The organism is Novipirellula galeiformis, assembly GCF_007860095.1.
GTDB lineage: Bacteria > Planctomycetota > Planctomycetia > Pirellulales > Pirellulaceae > Novipirellula > Novipirellula galeiformis.
Genome location: NZ_SJPT01000004.1, coordinates 220,980 through 239,214, shown reverse-complemented (window position 1 = coordinate 239,214; position 18,235 = coordinate 220,980). Strand labels below are relative to the sequence as shown.

The 18,235-nt window shown below is 54.6% G+C and carries 10 protein-coding genes; 9 read left to right on the top strand and 1 reads right to left on the bottom strand.

From position 1 onward, the window contains the following. The first annotated feature begins 169 nt into the window (after positions 1-169). From Pla52o_RS11825 to trxA, 8 genes are all read left to right on the top strand, one after another. Complete coding sequence (locus Pla52o_RS11825) at positions 170-1,237, top strand: M42 family metallopeptidase (RefSeq protein WP_146594831.1); 1,068 nt, start codon at positions 170-172, stop codon at positions 1,235-1,237. Between the two features lie 44 nt (positions 1,238-1,281). Further along, positions 1,282-4,224, top strand: coding sequence for a response regulator (locus Pla52o_RS11820; RefSeq protein WP_146594830.1), 2,943 nt, complete (start codon positions 1,282-1,284; stop codon positions 4,222-4,224). A 510-nt stretch (positions 4,225-4,734) separates the two neighbouring features. After that, positions 4,735-6,036: a DUF1501 domain-containing protein gene (locus Pla52o_RS11815; RefSeq protein WP_146594829.1), complete on the top strand. Its 1,302-nt coding sequence runs from the start codon at positions 4,735-4,737 to the stop codon at positions 6,034-6,036. A 146-nt stretch (positions 6,037-6,182) separates the two neighbouring features. Continuing rightward, positions 6,183-8,624 carry a PPC domain-containing protein gene (locus Pla52o_RS11810; protein ID WP_231612275.1) on the top strand — a complete coding sequence of 814 codons (2,442 nt, stop codon included), beginning with the start codon at positions 6,183-6,185 and terminating at the stop codon, positions 8,622-8,624. Positions 8,625-8,715: 91 nt separating this feature from the next. After that, complete coding sequence (locus tag Pla52o_RS11805; protein WP_146594828.1) at positions 8,716-11,199, top strand: DUF1549 and DUF1553 domain-containing protein; 2,484 nt, start codon at positions 8,716-8,718, stop codon at positions 11,197-11,199. A gap of 64 nt (positions 11,200-11,263) precedes the next feature. Beyond that, positions 11,264-13,261 (top strand): c-type cytochrome domain-containing protein, encoded by a 1,998-nt coding sequence (locus Pla52o_RS11800; protein WP_231612274.1) that lies wholly within the window; start codon positions 11,264-11,266, stop codon positions 13,259-13,261. Positions 13,262-13,369: 108 nt separating this feature from the next. Continuing rightward, the gene (locus Pla52o_RS11795) at positions 13,370-14,095 is read left to right on the top strand and encodes an NUDIX hydrolase (protein WP_146594826.1); all 726 of its coding nucleotides are present in this window, start codon (positions 13,370-13,372) and stop codon (positions 14,093-14,095) included. Positions 14,096-14,198: 103 nt separating this feature from the next. Then, entirely contained in the window at positions 14,199-14,528 is a 330-nt protein-coding gene (trxA, locus tag Pla52o_RS11790) for a thioredoxin (RefSeq protein ID WP_146594825.1), read from the top strand. 231 nt (positions 14,529-14,759) lie between these two features. Here trxA and Pla52o_RS11785 read toward each other — a convergent pair whose 3' ends face one another. Beyond that, the gene (locus Pla52o_RS11785; protein ID WP_231612273.1) at positions 14,760-15,434 is read right to left on the bottom strand and encodes a metallophosphoesterase family protein; all 675 of its coding nucleotides are present in this window, start codon (positions 15,432-15,434) and stop codon (positions 14,760-14,762) included. 683 nt (positions 15,435-16,117) lie between these two features. On the opposite strand from Pla52o_RS11785, the gene Pla52o_RS11780 reads away from it, so the two are divergent. Further along, entirely contained in the window at positions 16,118-18,187 is a 2,070-nt protein-coding gene (locus tag Pla52o_RS11780; RefSeq protein WP_146594823.1) for a vWA domain-containing protein, read from the top strand. Positions 18,188-18,235: the final 48 nt, after the last annotated feature.

Sequence of the window (18,235 nt, the reverse complement as noted above, 5' to 3'; positions counted from 1 at the left end):
GCTCAAGTTGGTGGCATCACGTGATCATGAAAACTTCACCGTTCCCCTCATGCGATCGTTCGTTCTAATCGTTCATTCTACACGCCCTGAGGTTGAATCAACGCAGCGCCGCTCGCTGATTCATATCCATTGACTTGATAGCAATCATCGAAATTTGAAAGCAATATTGATGCAAGACGCCGCCCGCGAGTTCTTTCGCCAAGCCATCGAGACCCCGAGTCCCTCGGGGTATGAAGAGCCGATCCAGCGGCTGATCGGTGACTACATCCGTCCGTTCGCCGATCAAGTCCGCACCGACGTGCATGGCAACTTGATTGCGAGCGTGGGCGATCTATCGGGACCGCGGCTGATGTACGCGGGGCATTGTGACCAGATTGGAATGCTGATTTCACACATTGATGAATCGGGGTTCTTGTACGCCCAAACGATCGGGGGCTGGGATCCTCAGCAATTGATTGGCCAAGGGATGACGATTTGGACTGCGGAGGGGCCGGTCGCTGCCGTGATCAGCCGAAAGCCGATTCATCTGTTGACCGAACAAGAGAAGGGGCAAGTCGTCCAGCTCAAGGAAATGTGGCTGGACATCGGAGCGAAAGATGAGGCTCAAGCGAGACAGTTGGTTCGCATCGGCGATCCGGTCACCTTGAACTTGACCTATCGTCCGCTGCTAGGCGATCGCGTCAGTGGTCCAGGGATGGACAACAAAACGGGGATGTGGACGGTGATGGAAGCGCTGCGCCGTTCGGCGTCTGCGGCGAGTTCGCTTCGTTGTCACCTGCACAGTGTCTCGACGGTCCAGGAAGAAATTGGCTTGCGTGGCGCCAAAACCGCCGCCGGCAGCATCAACCCTGACGTTGCGATCGCGGTTGACGTGACCCATGCATCGGATTGCCCTACCATCGAACGGCAACAGCAGGGCGATATTCGCGTTGGCGGAGGCCCCGTTATCTTTCGTGGTCCTAATATCAACGCAAAGGTGGCCCAGCGTTTGGTGGAGCTCGCTGAGAAGCATTCGATCCCGTATCAAATGGCTGCGGTGGGGCGTGCGACCCCCAATGATGCCAACGTCCTGCAAACGCATGGAGGAGGGGTCGCGACGGGATTGGTTGCGATTCCGAATCGCTACATGCACTCGGCCGTCGAGGTGATCTCGTTGTCCGATATCGATCATATTGCGGAATTGTTAGCAACGTTCGCGCAAACTCTGACACTCGATGATGATTTTGTGCCATCATGAGTGAAGCATAAAACAATGCTTTAGTTGGGAGTTAATTGCAGTTTATGTCTCAGGACAGTGGATTCCTCGGTCGTGTGTTTGCCGACGCGCGTTCAACGTACCAGTCGCTCGCCGACGCGCTTCCCGTCAGTTTGCTGATCAAAGACACCGAAGGTCGCCGATTATTTGCTAACAAGAAATATCTGGAGGTGCGAGGTAAAACGCTCGACGAGATTCTTGGCAAAAATGACTTCGATCTTTTTCCTGTCCATCTGGCCGCTTGTTACGTCGCCGACGATCAAGTGGTGATGAGAAAAGGCACCGCGCTTCACGACATCGAAGAAGCGGTTTCGCCCGATGGCAGCCCCCGCTGGATCGAGCGACTGAAGTGCCCGATCTTGGATGTCCAGCACAAAGTCATGGGAATCCAGGTGATGTTTTGGGACGTTACCGAGCGGATCAGAGCAGAAAAGGAATTGCAGTACGAGCAAAGTCTGCTCAACACCCTGCTCGACAACATTCCCGATTCGATCTATTTCAAGGACACCGAAAGTCGCTTTCTAAGGATCAGCAAAGCGATGGCGAAAAAGTTCGCCATGGAGGGAGAGCACGACGTCATTGGGAAATCGGACTCCGACATTTTTACGTCCGAACACGCCTTGGTCGCGCGGCAGGATGAGCTGCAGGTGATGCGGAGTGGGGAAGCGCTCATTAACCGCATCGAACGCGAAACGTGGGCGGATCGCGATGACACGTGGTGCATGTCGACCAAGATGCCGCTGCGAGACGAAGCGGGGGAAATCATTGGGACGTTTGGGATTACTCGCGACATCACCGAGTTAACCAAATCACAGCATGAGCTGTGCGAAGCTCGCGACGTCGCCACTAAAGCGAACGCGGCGAAAAGCAATTTCTTAGCCAATATGAGTCACGAAATTCGTACCCCAATGAATGCGATCATTGGCATGTCCGAACTCCTGGCTCAATCGGATTTGACTCCTGAGCAACGTGATTACAACACGCTGGTGCGCGATTCGGCCGACTCCCTGCTGCGGCTGCTCAACGAGATCCTCGATTTTTCTAAGATCGAAGCGAACAAACTCGAACTCGAGTCGATTCCGTTTGCGCCTCGAGAGGTGATTGAAAAGACCGGGCAAACCCTTTCCGTCAAAGCGTCCGAACGGAACTTGGAATTGCTTTGTCGTATTGCGCCGGACGTGCCCGCTCGCTTGCTGGGTGATCCTGGACGGTTGCGTCAAGTGATGATGAACTTGATCGGTAACGCCATCAAATTTACCGAAGCCGGGCATGTCTTTGTGGATGTGGACGTGTCGCCAAGGGCCGAGACCAGTAAAGCCGCGGGGACGGACGCTCCGCAAGCGACTGTTCATCGACCGGAGGCCGAGTCGGTTCCCGTTTGGCTTCGATTTCAAGTGACCGACACTGGAATCGGGATCGCCAATGATCAGCTCCAATCGGTGCTTGAGCCCTTTACCCAAGGGGATTCTTCGACGACCCGTCGCTTTGGTGGTACCGGTTTGGGGCTGGCGATCTCGCGTCAACTGATCGAGCTAATGCAAGGAACCTTGCAAGTCGAAAGCGAGCTCGGCAAAGGGACGACGTTTGAGTTTACCGCGCCGTTCACGATTGCGCCTCCACCGACGCTACCGGACAATCATCTCGGCCCGCTCCAGGGGCATCTCAGCCAACTGCAAGGCACTCGCGTCTTGGTGGTCGACGATAATCCTGTGAATCGCCGAATTCTGGAGGAGATTTTTTCGGTCTGGGGGTTGGAGGCGACGCTTGCTGATGGAGGCGAGAGTGCTTTGCGATTGTTTCGTGAAGCGCGATTGCGTTGCGAACCGTTCACGCTCGTCGTGCTCGACTGCATGATGCCGAGCATGGACGGCTTCGAATTGGCGCGGCGACTTCGAGACGAGTTTCCCGATTACACCGAACGTTTAATCATGTTGTCATCGGCGAACTTTCCTGAGAGTTCGGCGCGACTGAGTGAACTCAATATCGCTCGCTATTTGAACAAACCGGTCGTTCAGTCCGAATTGCTCGACACCATCGTGGGCGTTCTTGGGATCCATCAATCACCCGCGGAACCTCTCAAGCCGACTTTACCACCGACGGCGCAGGTGCGAGTGCTTGTTGCCGAAGACGGGCTGGCCAATCAGCAAGTTGCGATAGGGATGCTACGGGCATCGGGGCATCCATTCAAGATCGCCAGCGATGGTCAAGAAGCGGTCGCATGCTGGCGGAGTGAACCTTTTGATGTGATCCTGATGGACATGCATATGCCCGTGATGGATGGGATCGAAGCGACCAAACGCATACGCGAATACGAGAAGTCACAGTTACCCGGTTCCCGCATCCCGATCATCGCATTGACGGCCGCGGCGATGCAAGAAGATGTCGATGCGTGCCTCGCCGCGGGAATGGACGCGTTCCTGTCTAAGCCGATTCACCCTCGCCGCTTACAAGAAACATTGCTTCGCTTCGCCGACGCGGTCGTCCCAGCCGAAGCGGATGCAACGCAGGACTTGACGAACCGGGTGTCCCCTGGACTGGCGTCGAGTCAGATCGGAGATCCCCTCTCTAGAGGTGGTGCGTCCTCCGCCGAGGATCCGTTGGCGGAGCTTGAGGATCTCGAGGATGCGAGCATTCTTGATCTGCATGCCGCTGAGTCACGAATCCCTGGGGGAAAACGTGGCGTTCGGCGATTGGCTGAGGTCTTTATTGGCGAGTGCGAGTCGCTGCTGAAGACTCTGGTTGAGTCCATCCCCGAGGGGGAATTGTCGGAAATTGGCCGTGCCGCTCACACATTGAAAGGTTCCGCAAACCTCTTTTTTGCCCATCAAGTCTATTCGCTGGCGCGGGAAATCGAGCAGTGTGCGAAAGAGGGGCGACGTGATGAGCTTGCCACTTTACTGAAAAAACTTCAGGTTGAGACCGCTGCAATGCTCCGCATCCTGAAGCAAATCGTAAAGCGATCTCGTTAGCTAGCACATCTTTAGCGATTGCTCGCATTAGGGAGTTTCCGCTTGCAGCGGTTCTGCGTGGCGGGCCCAATCCGCCCGGTTTTGGGCACCACAAGGCGGTGTCAGCGTGTTTCCCTTACAATGATGGCGATGCTCCCCCCAGAATATAATTGACGGCAGGCCACTTTTTCGATACAATCGGCATCGTTGCGGGATTTATAATGCTAGATTCCGCTTCTTAATAAGGTTCACTGTAAGCCTTCCCACCCCAAAATATACTAGAGCCTGAGACGTTGCACTTCTTTGATGGAAGTCGTTTTGAGGATCTGGGCCTACCTAAATCCGACATCCTTATCGGCGCTTTTGATTCGCTGGCGGTGTCATCCCCCCATGAGCAAGACGTGATGAATCAGGTGAGCATCACTTCGCACGCTTTGAGAATAGACCGTACTGGCGATTTGCACTCGAAGCCGAATCGCTCGAAGCCCTTCAATTACGTTGGACGTTTTCTCATTTCGGAGAATTGGAAACATGCGTTGTCACGGAAATCCCTTTAGTCGTCGTGGTTTTCTTGCGGCTGGAACGCTCGGCACAATCGGGCTTTCGTTGCCCGAATTGTTGATGCGTCAAGCTACCGCGGAAATGAAGCAGTATGACTTTGTCGAAGCCAAGGCGAAGAGTGTAATTCACATCTTCCTGCCCGGCGGAATGGCGCAGCAGGAGTCGTTTGATCCCAAGCCCTATAGTCCTTTGGAGTATCGGGGCGAGCTCAAGACGATCAAGACGAACACAGGCGAAGTGTTCTGTGAGTCGGTGCCTCAGCTGGCAAAGCGTGCGGACAAGTTTAGTATCATCCGTTCGATGACCCACGGTGAAGCGGCTCATGAACGTGGTACTCACAACATGTTCACCGGCTACAAGCCGAGTCCCGCGCTTCAGTACCCTTCCTTTGGATCGGTCGTCAGTCACGAGTTGGGGCCGCGTAACAACCTGCCTCCTTACATTTGTATTCCCAACGTGCCAACCGAATATGCCGGCACGGGGTATTTGCCGAGCAGTTACGGAGCGTTTGCTCTCGGTTCGGATCCAAGTCAAGGCAACTTTAAGGTTCGCGATTTGAGTCTTGCTAGTGGTGTCGATGAAGAGCGATTTGCTCGGCGTAAGTCGGCGCTCGAAGTGGTGAACAACCAATTCACCTCGGCGGTTCAGGCGGACAATATCGAGGCGATGAATACGTTCTATCAACGTGCCTACGATATGCTCAATACTCCGGCGGCGCGTGAAGCGTTTGATATCGAAAAAGAAGACGCCAAGCTGCGTGATCGTTATGGTCGCAACACGGCGGGCCAACGAATGTTGATGGCTCGTCGTTTGGTGGAAGCGGGCTCCCGCTTGGTGACCATGACTTATGGTAGCTGGGATTCGCACGTCAATATGACGAGCTCGATTCGTAGTCAAGTTCCGGCGTTTGACGTCGCCTTGTCGGCGTTGTTGGACGACTTGTCCGAGCGAGGCATGCTTGAGGAAACGCTTGTCATGGTGACCACCGAGTTTGGGCGAACCCCTAAACTCAATAAGGACGCCGGTCGCGACCATTGGCCGAAGGTATTTAGCGTGCTGTTGGCCGGTGGCGGGATCAAGGGCGGCACGATTTACGGTGCCTCGGACTCGACCGCAGCTGAGCCAGAGGAAAATCCGGTTTCGCCTGAAGATTTGGCAACCACCATGTATCGCTTGCTTGGCATTGTGGCTGACAAAGAGTTGATGGCTCCCGGTGGTCGGCCGATCGAAATCGTCGACGGTGGCAAGTTGATTGAACCTTTGATGGTTTAAACTACTCGCCCACCTCGCAGCGAATCATGCTGAAGTATCGGTGGCCAATGGGACGCCGAAAAGGGGCATCGTTTCGCTGCAAAGTTGAAGGCGGTCCTTGCGGGCCGCTTTGTGTTTAACGAACCCGCCTCCAATCGGTTGCTCAAGTGAATTCAAGATTCAAAGTCAACGTATTCGTTCCCCTTTTGCTCACCGCGGTGATCGCGTCTAGTTCGCTGGCGGCGCTTCCTCAAGTGACGCGATTGTCCCCGCTTGGCGTTCGTCGTGGCGAAGAGGTTACCGTCGTTTTTCAAGGTGCACGGCTCAAAGACGCACATCAAGTGCTGACCGATGTCCCCGGGATTACGATTCTCGAAGTCAAGCCGCTTGATAACGCCAAGGTCGAAGTCAAGCTGAAGGCGGATGAAAAACTCGCTCCCGGTTTGTACCCCGTTCGTTTGGTCACCAAGAGTGGGGTCGCGAACCTGAGACTTTTGGGGGTCGGTTCGATGCCCGTGGTTCAAGAGGTCGAGCCAAACAATGACTTTAATGCGCCCCAGGTGATCGAATTGAATTCGACCATGGAGGGCGTGGTCGAGCGAGAAGATGTCGATCATTTTCAAGTCAAGTTGAAGGCGGGCGATACGCTGAATGTTGAAATTGAAGGGCTGCGGTTAACGTATTCACTCAATAACCAGAATATCCTCGACCCTTACATTGCCATTTTGAATGAGGGTCGTTTTGAAGTCGCCAGCAGTGACGACTCGGCGTTGTTGCAACAAGACGGCGCGTGTTCGTTCACGGCCACCGAGGACGGCACCTACACGGTTCTAGTGCGAGATAGTTCGTTTGGTGGAAGTGGCCTCGCTCACTACCGATTGCATGTGGGAACTTTCCCCAGACCTGTCGCTGCGATTCCCGGCGGCGGGGTTCCCGGTTCAACGCTGAATGCCAAATTGATTGCCCAGGATGGCAGCGTTACGGAGGCGTCGGTTCAACTGCCTAGCGAAGCTCATGATCAATGGGCGGTTGTCACCGAAAACGAAAAAGGAATCTCTCCGTCGCCCAACTGGGTGCGAGTGAACGAGTTGCCGGTGGTGATGGAGCAAGAGCCCAATGACGACCGTGCCAAGGCGCCTGAGTCGACCGTTCCTGCGGCGTTTTGTGGCGTCATTGAAAAGGAAGGCGATTTCGATTGCTTTGCCTTCCCCTGTAAAAAGGGGGAGCGTTTTCGCGTCACCGTTTACGCTCGGAACGTGCTGCGTTCGCCTTTGGACGCGGTCTTGAACGTGTTCGCTCCCGACGGCAAGACATTGGTGTCGTCGGATGATGTGGGCACAAATGTTGACCCGTTTGTCGAGTTCGCTGCGGCCGTCGATGGGGTTCATAGCGTTCGGATTTATGATCATCTGCGTGGCGGTAGCCCGATTCATCATTATCGAATCGAAGTTGCCTCGGCCGTCAATGAGTTTGATTTGTCGCTTGCCGAACTACGCCGCGATTATCCTGAAACGATCTCGGTTCCCATCGGGGGCCAAGTTGCTGCGATGGTCAACGCGACCCGACGTGGCTACAACGGTGAAATCAACATGGAGTTGGAAGGAATTCCCGAAAACATCACGGTGAGCACGTTTCCAATGCCTGCCGGGCGTGGAGAGATTCCGGTGTTGTTGACGGCCAAGCCGGACGCGACTCATACCGCCACCCTGTTTGATATCCGTGGCAAAGGCGATGAAGCAAACGCTGGCGTTACCGGGGAACTCAAGCAGATGCACCAGCTTGTGCTCGGCCAAAACCGACGGCCAATGTGGGGCTATGAAACCGATCGAGCCGCGATCGCGATTACCGATGCGGCTCCCTTCCAAATTGAATTAGTACAACCGCAGACCCCGATCGTTCGCGACGGAAACAAAAGCCTGCTCGTGCGGATCAAAAAGAATGAAGGGTTCGACGAGGCGGTCTCGCTTCGCACGCTCTATAACCCTCCTGGGGTTGCGGTCAACAATAGCCGCAAAATCGATAAAGGCCAAACCGAAGTCGAGATTCCGATCACGGCAAACGGCGGCGCTGCGGTAGGAACCTGGCCCGTGATTATGGTGGCAAGTTACCCGACCGATAACGGCACCGCGGAAATTGCCACGCCTCCAATCATGTTGGTCGTTGAACCGCAGTTGTTTAAATACACCTTCCAACGTGCGGCTGCGGAAACGGGCACCGAAGCCACCGTCGCGGTCGAATTGGAAGTCCTGCGGGATCTTCCAGGTGAAGCCGAGGTGGAGCTTGTCGGCATCCCCAACGGGGTAACCAGCTCCGCTCCGATCCAGAAAATTACCAAGGAATCGACCAGCGTCATTTTCCCCATCACGATCGCTGCGGATGCAAAGGTGGGCAACCACAAAACCATGGTTTGCCAATCGCGAGTCAAAGTCGGGGATGAGGTCATATTTCAAACCAACGGCACGGGCGAAATTCGTATCGACAAACCTTTGCCACCCAAGAAGGACGAGCCGGCTAAGGTGGCCGAGAAGCCTAAGCCAGCGGAAGCCAAACCCGCCGCGCCGAAGCCGCTCAGCCGGCTTGAGCAACTTCGCCAGATGAAGAATCAGTAATCAAGGATGCCTCGCTCAGGCAAACCGTTTGGGCCCGATGTATCACGCACCATTCAATCGCTTGCATTTATTGTTCAGTGAGGAACTTCGCATGAACTTTCCATTTCAAAGACATCTAGAACGGCTCGCATTCGCTGTCATCGTTTCGACGGTCACCGCGCTGCCTGCGGTTGCGGCGGCGCCTGAGTCAGCAACTCCCCCCGCCAACGCGGCGAAAAAGCCTGAGATCGCGGTTTATCCTCCAGAGATTAAACTGGGCTCGGCACGGGACTTCCAATCCTTTGTCGCCGTGCTACGTCGCGACGATGGGATCACCGAAGACGCCAGCGAGCGAATGGAATGGGTGATTGCCGATGAATCGAAGGTGCGTCGTGACGGGTTCATGCTCTACCCGGTCGCCGATGGAAACACCGAACTGGTGGGCTCGTATGCAGGCACCGAGGTTCGTGTTCCCGTCGTGGTCACGGGGGCATCGACGAAGCCTGAGATCAGCTTTGAAAAAGACATCATGCCTGTGCTGACGCGCTCGGGCTGTAACACAGGATCCTGTCATGGTGCCGCTCGAGGCAAAGATGGGTTCCGAGTTAGCTTGTTTGGGTTCGACCCCGACGGGGATTACTATCGGATCACACGTGAGATTGGATTCCGCCGCATCAACTTGGCGGTTCCCGAAGAAAGTCTGTTTCTGAAGAAAGCGGTCGGTTCGGTTCCTCACACGGGCGGTAAATTATTTGACACCGACTCGGATTACTATGCGACCATTTTAGAGTGGTTGCAAAAGGGAGCGAAAGCCGATGCGGCCGATGCCAAACCGCCCGCAGTCGAATCGCTGGCGATCTATCCGCCGCAAGCGGTGATCGAGGGCGAGGGCACTCAGCAGCGTTTTGTTGCCGTGGCGACCTATAGCGATGGCACCACCCGAGACGTCACTCGTTTGGCCGCGTTTACTTCCAACAACGCGAGCACGGCGTCGATCGATCCGATGGGGATCGTGACCGCTGGCCAACGGGGTGAAGCCTTCGTGATGGCCCGCTTCATCACGGAAACGGTGGGCAGTCAGGTGTTGGCGCTACCGACCGAGTTGCAGTACACCGCGCCGAAGATTGAAGGCGAATACATTGATCAATTGGTTGGCAAAAAACTCCAACAGCTTCGTATCCTGCCAAGCGGTCGATGCAGCGATGAAGAATTCCTTCGCCGAGTGACGATCGACATCACCGGGTTGTTGCCGACCGAAGAAGAGTACAACCAATTTGTCGCGGACGCGGCGCCCAATAAACGCGCCGAATTGATCGATCGTTTGCTGGAACGCAAAGAGTTCAGCGAAATTTGGGCGATGAAGTTCGCACAACTGTTGATGATCAAGAGCAGCAACACCGTCAGCTACAAATCGGCCTTCTTGTACGCCAATTGGTTGACCGACAAGTTCGCACGCAACGTCCCGATCGACCAAATGGTGCGTGAATTGTTGACGAGTACCGGTGGAACGTTCACCTCGCCGGAGACCAACTTTTATGAGATCGAACGCGATACACTTAAGACGGCCGAGAATGTCGCCCAAGTGTTCATGGGCATTCGCACCCAGTGCGCCCAATGTCATAACCACCCGTTCGACCGTTGGACGATGAATGACTACTACGGCTTCGCGTCGTTTTTCTCTCAAGTGGGGCGTAAGCAGGCCGAAGATTATCGTGAACGAGTCGTCTTCAACCGCTTCGGTGGCGAAGTCAACCATCTCGTTACCGGGAAACCCGTGCCGCCAAAATTCTTGGGTGGGGAAGCTCCGGACACCAAAGGGAAGGATCGCCGGGAAGTCGTCGCCAATTGGTTGACCAGTCCCGAGAATCCCTTTTTTGCACGTTCGATTTCCAATCGCATCTGGGCTCATTTCATGGGCGTCGGTTTGGTCGATCAAGTCGATGACATTCGGATTAGTAACCCACCGAGTAACCCAGAGTTGTTTGATACGCTGGGCGATAAATTGGTCGAGTACAAGTTCGATTTGCGTTCGCTCGTTCGCGATATCTGCAACAGCGAAGCCTATCAACGAAGCAGTCTTTCCAACGAAACGAACGCTCACGACAGTCGCAACTACGCCTATGCCGTGGTGCGACGCATCGGAGCGGAAAGCTTGCTCGATTGCCTATGCCAAGTCACCGAAGCGCCCGAGAAATATCGTGGCTTGCCACTGGGAGCCTCGGCGGTCCAGATCGCTGATGGGGCAACCTCAACCTACTTCCTCGACGCCTTTGGACGGTCGCCAAGAGCAACCGCTTGCGATTGCGAAGCGACCACGTCGCCATCCCTTTCACAAGCGCTGCATTTGCTAAACGGTAGCTCGGTGACCAATAAAATTGAGCAGGGCAAGGTGATTCAAAAATGGGTCAACGACGAGAAGCTCAGCAAGGAACAAGTGATTGATCGAATCTACATTCGCTCGCTCGCTCGTAAACCGACTCCGGAGGAACAGGAAAAGTTGTTAGCGACGATTCCAGCGGAAGGCGACATGACGGCCGCGTTGGCCGATGTGTTCTGGGCCGTTCTCAATAGTCGTGAATTTGCATTCAATCACTGATTCGAATGACTTATTCATGGTTCCCTCACTGAAAATTTGCTCCTTAACTCGATTTTCAATCGCTATGACTCGATTCACCATTACCACTTTGTTCGTGTTGTTGGCCTGCGGTGTTAGCACCGCCGCGGACGAGAAGTCGACACCCGAGGTCAAGAAGGTTACGTTTGACGACGATGTCAAACCGATCTTTCGCCAGCATTGTGCAAGCTGCCACAACCAAGGTGAAAAGAAAGGGGGGTTCGCCCTCGATACCTACACCGCCTTGATCGAAGGTGGCGGTAGTGGTGAAGTCGTCTACGATGATGGCGATCCTTCGGGGAGCCGTTTGTGGCAATTGATCAATCATGACGACACCCCAGTGATGCCGCCGAATCAAGATAAATTGCCCGCCGCACAATTGGCCATCATTCAAGCTTGGATCGAAGGGGGGATTCTGGAGAACTCCGGTTCCAAGGCGAAGGCCAAAAAGAAAAACACGCTCGCCTTCGTTGCGGGCAGTGCTGGGAAACCCGAAGGTCCTGCAGCGATGCCGGAATCGATTCCGCAGCGGGTTCCGGTTGTCACCGAACGCGCCTCCGCGATCACCGCAATTGCAGCAAGCCCATGGGCCCCTTTGGTCGCCATCGCGGGGCAAAAGCAAATTGCGTTGTACCACAGCGAAACATCAGAGTTGCTGGGCATTTTGCCGTTTGCAGAAGGGATTGCTCAATCACTGCGTTTCAGCCGTGATGGCAGTTTCTTGATTGCTGGTGGTGGAGAGCACTCTTTGCAGGGGATCGCGGCAATTTACGATGTGAAGACTGGCGAACGCGTCGCGACCGTCGGCGATGAATTGGATGTGGTGTTTGATGCTGACGTCAACACAAGCATGTCGCGCGTTGCGATGGGCGGTCCGCAGAAAATGTTGCGTATTTACGACGCCACCGACGGCGAGTTGCTGTTCGATCTGAAGAAACACACCGATTGGATTTACACTGTAGCGTACAGCCCCGATGGAGTCTTGATTGCATCCGGAGACCGTTCGGCCGGGCTCAGTTTATGGGAAGCCGATACCGGACGCTTGTATATGGATTTGAACGATCACAAAGGAGCCATCAACGGGGTTGCGTGGCGCGATGACTCTAATGTCGTCGCCAGCGCTAGCGATGATGGAACCGTCAAGGTTTGGGACGTCAACCAAGGCAAAGCAATCAAATCCATCAATGCTCATGGCGGCGGAGTCACCGATGTTGCATTCGACCACCAAGGCCGCTTGGTGACGGCGGGCAAAGACAAACGAGTCAAACTGTGGGATGCAAACGGGACGCTGATTCGCGAGTTTCAACCGGTGGCCGAGTACGTAATGCAAGCTGCAATCTCTCACGATGGCAGCCGCGTTATCTACGGCGATTGGGACGGCCAAGTGTTTAGTGCTCTGAGTGAAAAACCCGAAGAGAAGCAGTCCTTGGCAGCCAACCCGCCGCCCGCCGCCGAACGCGCCAAAGTAGTGGAGCAACAATTGGTGGCGATGCAACAAACACTGCAGCCGATTAAGGCTGAATTGGATGCGGCGATGAATGCCGTCGCGGCGGCGCAAAAGCCGATCGATGAACTCAATGCCAAGATCGCTGCCGCGAAAGCGGAAGCCGAGAAGTCGAAAGTCGCAGCGGATGCCGCGACCAAGAAGACGGCGGAGTTGGATGGACAATTGCCGACGCTGGTCAATGTCTCGCGTGATAAACACGACGCCGTGATCGCAGTCCGAGTGCAAGCCAACGGCGATGTCGCCAAGTTGGAAGCAATTGCCGCTGCGGAACAAGATCTCGCCAGCCACTTGACCCAGTTGGTGAACGTGCGACGCGAGCGGATCGCGACGCATAACTCGGTTGCAACCCATCAACAGGCTGCGGCAGCTAAGACCGCCGAAGCAGCGGAGCTGGAGAAAATGTTGCCCGCACTGCAGGAAGCATTGCTCAAGGCCCAGCAAGCCGCCGAGGCAATGAAGCAAAAGCATGATGGGGTGGCAACGCAATTGGCCGCAGTGCAATCAAAGTTGGATCGACTGATGGCGGCCGTGAATTAGCCCGCCGTTACGAGTCTCCATTTTTCCATGGTTCCTGGGCGTGCATTCGCTCAGCCGGGGGGGCGTCGGACGCGAAGGTCAACGCCCGCTCAATCGGGATTGCATGCGATGTTCTTTAATACCGATCTCGGTAGCTATCTTTCGGAGCGACTCTCGGGGCCTTCCATCTCGGGTCCCTCTTCGGCGGTGAATGAAAGCGGCAAGTCCGATTCGCTCGCGGCGATGTTTCCCGGACTTGCCTATGGTCGGCATCGAGGGCCAGCGCGTCGAGGATGCCGGCAAGCAGCGGTTGCCATCTCGCTCTATCAAGACACGCAACAACGTTGGCTGATTCCATTGACGCGGCGTCCGATGACGTTGAAGCATCACGGCGGGCAAATCTGTTTACCCGGGGGGCGATTGGAAGCGGGGGAGTCCGCTAACGTTGCAGCGCTACGCGAATTCGAAGAGGAATTAGGAATTCGTCCCCAAGTCCAACGTTGTTGTGGCGGACTGCACCCACAATATGTCTATGTTAGTGATAACGCAGTCCAACCGATGGTGTATATCATCGATCGTCCACCATCCCCTTGGCTGCCCGATCCCGTTGAAGTTGAGGATGTTATCCTGTTGCCGCTCGAAGAGTTGTTGCGACCGAGTCGACGGGGAGTCTTTCGGATGAACAAGCGAGTCCATTTTACGCAAGCCAACCCCCACCCAGCGAACGAGTCGGGTTTTGATACCTTGGAATTTAACGCTCCCGCATTTGAGTATGGGGGAAATCGGATTTGGGGAGCTACCGCGATGATACTGGACGAATTGGCTCGGATATTGCTACCGCTGAGAGCGGGTTAAAAGCGAATGGCAATTAGGCCACTTTGACAGTGGGCAAATTGACAGCAGATCCTCGATACCTACAATTTGCGTTGACCAACCTATTCTTTAAAAGGAAGTTTCCATGGCATCTGATGCTGTAAAAGAATTTACTGATGAGAACTTCGATAGCGAAGTGCTGCAATCAGACTCCCCCGTGCTCGTTGACTTTTGGGCACCCTGGTGCGGTCCATGCCGTCAGATCGCTCCCATGATTGACGAATTGGCCAGTGAGAACCCAGCGGTCAAAATCGGCAAAATCAACATCGACGACAATCCTGGGATTGCGCAGAAGTTTGGAATCAGCAGCATTCCAACGTTGTTGGTCTTCAAGGGTGGAGAAGTTTCAGAAAGTTTTGTGGGCGTTCGCCCCAAGGCAGCTCTCCAAGAAGCTCTCGATGCTTCTAACGCGTAAGCAGCACGACGAATGGAACGACACCTAGGCACTGTGATGTTTTCACAGTGCCTTTTTTTTTGTTGCTCTGTCTTTTCATTGCGCCGCGTATGACACGATCTGCGGCGTCGGAGAGTAGCGAGGTGCGGCTCGATGGTGAACGCGGCGGTGTGGGGGCCCACGCAGAGTAGCCCACGCGGGGAGGGAGCTCGACCGCTCGATCATGCTGCGAAACGAAGGTTGGCTGCGGAACTAAGACGGCTCGTCAACGCCGCGAAGAAGGCCATCTTGCGAGACCTGCCACAATTGGCGGCTGTAGAGATCGATCGCCGTTAACCATCCGCCGCCATAGCAGAACGTATCGATGTCCAACAAATATCCGAGGTCGAGGATCTCGCCATCCCGCATCGCGGTATGGCCGACGACCGCCGTCTTGCCGCTGAGATGGGGCGCCGGGTAGCCGTCGTTGAGCGTGTACCAACGCAACATTTCGGTCGGTTGATGTTCCAGCGGTGTGTCGGGATCGTAAGCGGCGTGAGTAAAGAAGTAGTCTCCGTACTCGAAATAATCCCCTAGCGAGTCAAAGAACTCTTGGTGGCTTTGGGGAAGAAAGTCCAGGCTGCCGTCGAAGCCGTAGCTATCAAGCGTCTCAACTCCACCGTGCTTCAGCCAGGCATGCGGGGGATGTTCGCCACGCACGACGTCGAGCATCATTTCCTCGTGATTTCCCACCAATCCGATCAATTGCGTCTGTTGGCGTAGCTTGATCAGGGTGTCGATCACGCCGCGCGAATCGGGGCCGCGGTCAATGTAATCTCCCAAAGTGACCACGACGTCGTTTGAGGTCGGCGCAATCTCTTTAAGTAATCGCTCTAGAGCAACTTTGCATCCGTGAATATCCCCGATCGCGATTAGCCGCTCAGACAATGCTTGAAATCCCAATGCTGTAGTCAATTTGAATTGCGAATTTAATTCCCGTCGCATCTCACGATATAAAAACCAAGATTACAAGTACAGGTTCGTGTTGGCAATCTGTTGGAGGCTTCCATTAACGCGGGGGGTGTGTACCCTCGTCGCCAACGGCCATTTTTTGAGTACAACCTCAATGACAATGCGTTATCCCTAGTGCACCCACACAAAGGGGGACTGGTGAGTGTGGCTGGGGATTTCGGGAGTCAAGCTGGGGATTTCGGAAGTCAATTCGGAGACGAACTTGCATTGATCCAATCACACGGTTCATCGTGAATCGGTCTGTTTTTGACGCTGCGAGCTACTCAACTGGGAACCTGCAACGGAACGGGAGAATCGGAGATGGGGGAACCGGGGATCTTGGGAATGGGATCGAGCCAGCGATTTAAACTGCGTTGAACGAATTGAGTAAAGTGGCCCCCACTTATCTTGTCGAATTCGAGTAAAATAGACCCTGTTCCTCCCTTACATCGATGATTTTCGGGGGGGCGATGCCAGTACGTCCTGTTCTTGAGAGTTGAAGTGACAGCGATCCCCAAGTTGGCGTTTGAAAGGATTGGATCTGATTTCCCGCGATCTGATTTCCAGCGTGTCCGCTTTTCCCACGACTCAGACTCTCTCGACCTAATGATTAAGTGCAAATGACGAATCCAAACTCTTCTAGCAATTCGCGTGACGGTCTGTCCCGGCCAGCTAAACTTTCCGAAAACATGGAAGCGGTGGATGCCTGGGATGAGGAGGAATTGGAGGAGGAGTCGTTCTTCTCGGCGAGCGAGACTACGGCGTTCGCGGGCAGCATGCTGGTCCACTTGATTATCATTTTGTCCTTAGCGTTGGTTCCTTTGGTGGTGCCTGTGGATGAAGAGGCGGTGGTTTTGGTTTCGCCTCCAGCGGAGACTGAAATTGAAAAAGTCGAGATGATCGACGACGTCACTTATAGCGACCTGCCCCAAACCGAGGTCGGTGCGAACAGTTCTGCTGACGCCGCGATGGCCGAAGCATCGGCGGAGATGTTTGCTGAGATCTCCGAGATTCCCAATCCAGTGGATTTGGAGCCAACGGATTTAGGCCAGATCATGGTCAATAAAATGTTTACCACAGCGGTCGCGCCGCTGGACCGACTGAAGAATCAAAAGGGGAAAGTGGGGCAAAGCACGCAAGGGGCTGCGGGGGCCGTTGACCGCATCACATTTGAAATCTTGCAAGCGCTCGAGGATCGCCCGACGTTGGTGGTTTGGTTATTTGACCAAAGTGGTTCACTTCATCGTCAACGCCAAGAGATTCGTGACCGGTTTCAGCGCATCTACAGCGAACTTGGAATTGCCAAAGAGAGCGAAGCAATTGGTTTTCGTCGAAAAACCAACGACATCCCGTTGTTGACCTCGGTCATCGGCTTTGGCCAAACCGTCACCCTGTTTACCGAAGAACCGGTCGAAGATCTCGAAGAGATCAAGTCGATCGTGCAAAACATTCCTGTCGACACTTCTGGCGAAGAACGGGTCTTTTCTGCCATTTCCTCTGCTACGGATCGTTACAAGACATTGAGGCGGAGTCGCGGTCCCAATGGTCCTCAGCGAAACGTGTTGTTTGTGGTGGTGACCGACGAGCGAGGGGATGATGCCAACATGCTTGAACAATCGATCGCGTCGTGTCGCAAGTGGGCCATTCCGGTTTACGTGATTGGCGTCCCCGCACCGTTCGGTCGCGAGCATACGTTGGTGAAGTATGTTGACCCAGATCCCGAGTACGATCAAACACCTCAATGGGCTCAAGTCGATCAAGGTCCCGAAACGTTTTATCTGGAACAGGTGCAAGTCGGCTTTACCGCTGATTTCAAAGAAGAACCGGTGATTGATAGCGGATTTGGCCCCTATGCTTTAACTCGGCTTTGTTATGAAACAGGCGGCATTTATTTTTCCATCCATCCCAATCGTAATGTCAGCCGACAAGTGCGTTCGAAGGAGATCGATGCCTTCGCTTCGGACATGAAGTACTTTTTTGATCCCAACGCGATGGCGCGATATCGCCCTGATTATTTGTCACCGCAGGATTATGTCAGCAAGGTCAAGGCGAGTCCGCTGCGACAAGCGCTTGTGCAAGCGGCACAGATGCGACCCGCCCAAGGTCTCTCTCGCCCGCAAACCCGATTCATTAAACGCAGTGATCCCCAATTGGTGGGTGATTTGACCAAAGCACAACAGGATGCGGCAAAGTTAGAGCCGACCTTGATTCAATTGGCAACGATGCTCGAACCCGGTATGAAAGCGCGTGACAGCGAAGAGAGCCTGCGTTGGAAGGCGGGCTTCGATTTAGCGATGGGCCGTGTGCTGGCGCAAAAGGTGCGTACCGAAACCTACAACGCCATGCTCGCCAAAGGTAAACGTGGTATGCCGTTCGAAAAAGAGAAAAATAACACTTGGATACTCGAACCTAACGAAGAGATCTCGGTGGGCAGTAAATGGGAACGCGAAGCCGAGCTGGCCAAAGAGTTGCTCGCAGGGGTCTCCCGCGACCATAAAGGAACGCCTTGGGCGCTGCTCGCTGATCAAGAGTTGGCGGTTCCGATCGGCTGGAAATGGAAAGAAGACTTCACCGATCTGACTCCACGCACACCAGGGGCTGGAGGAGGGAACAACAATAACCCGCCACCTCAAGATGACCAAAAGCGAATGCTCAAGAAAGCTCCCTCGCGTCCAATTCCAAAGTTGTAACGTGCGTTTAGAGACGAAGGCGTCAAGTCTTTTGCAAATTGTCGCTCG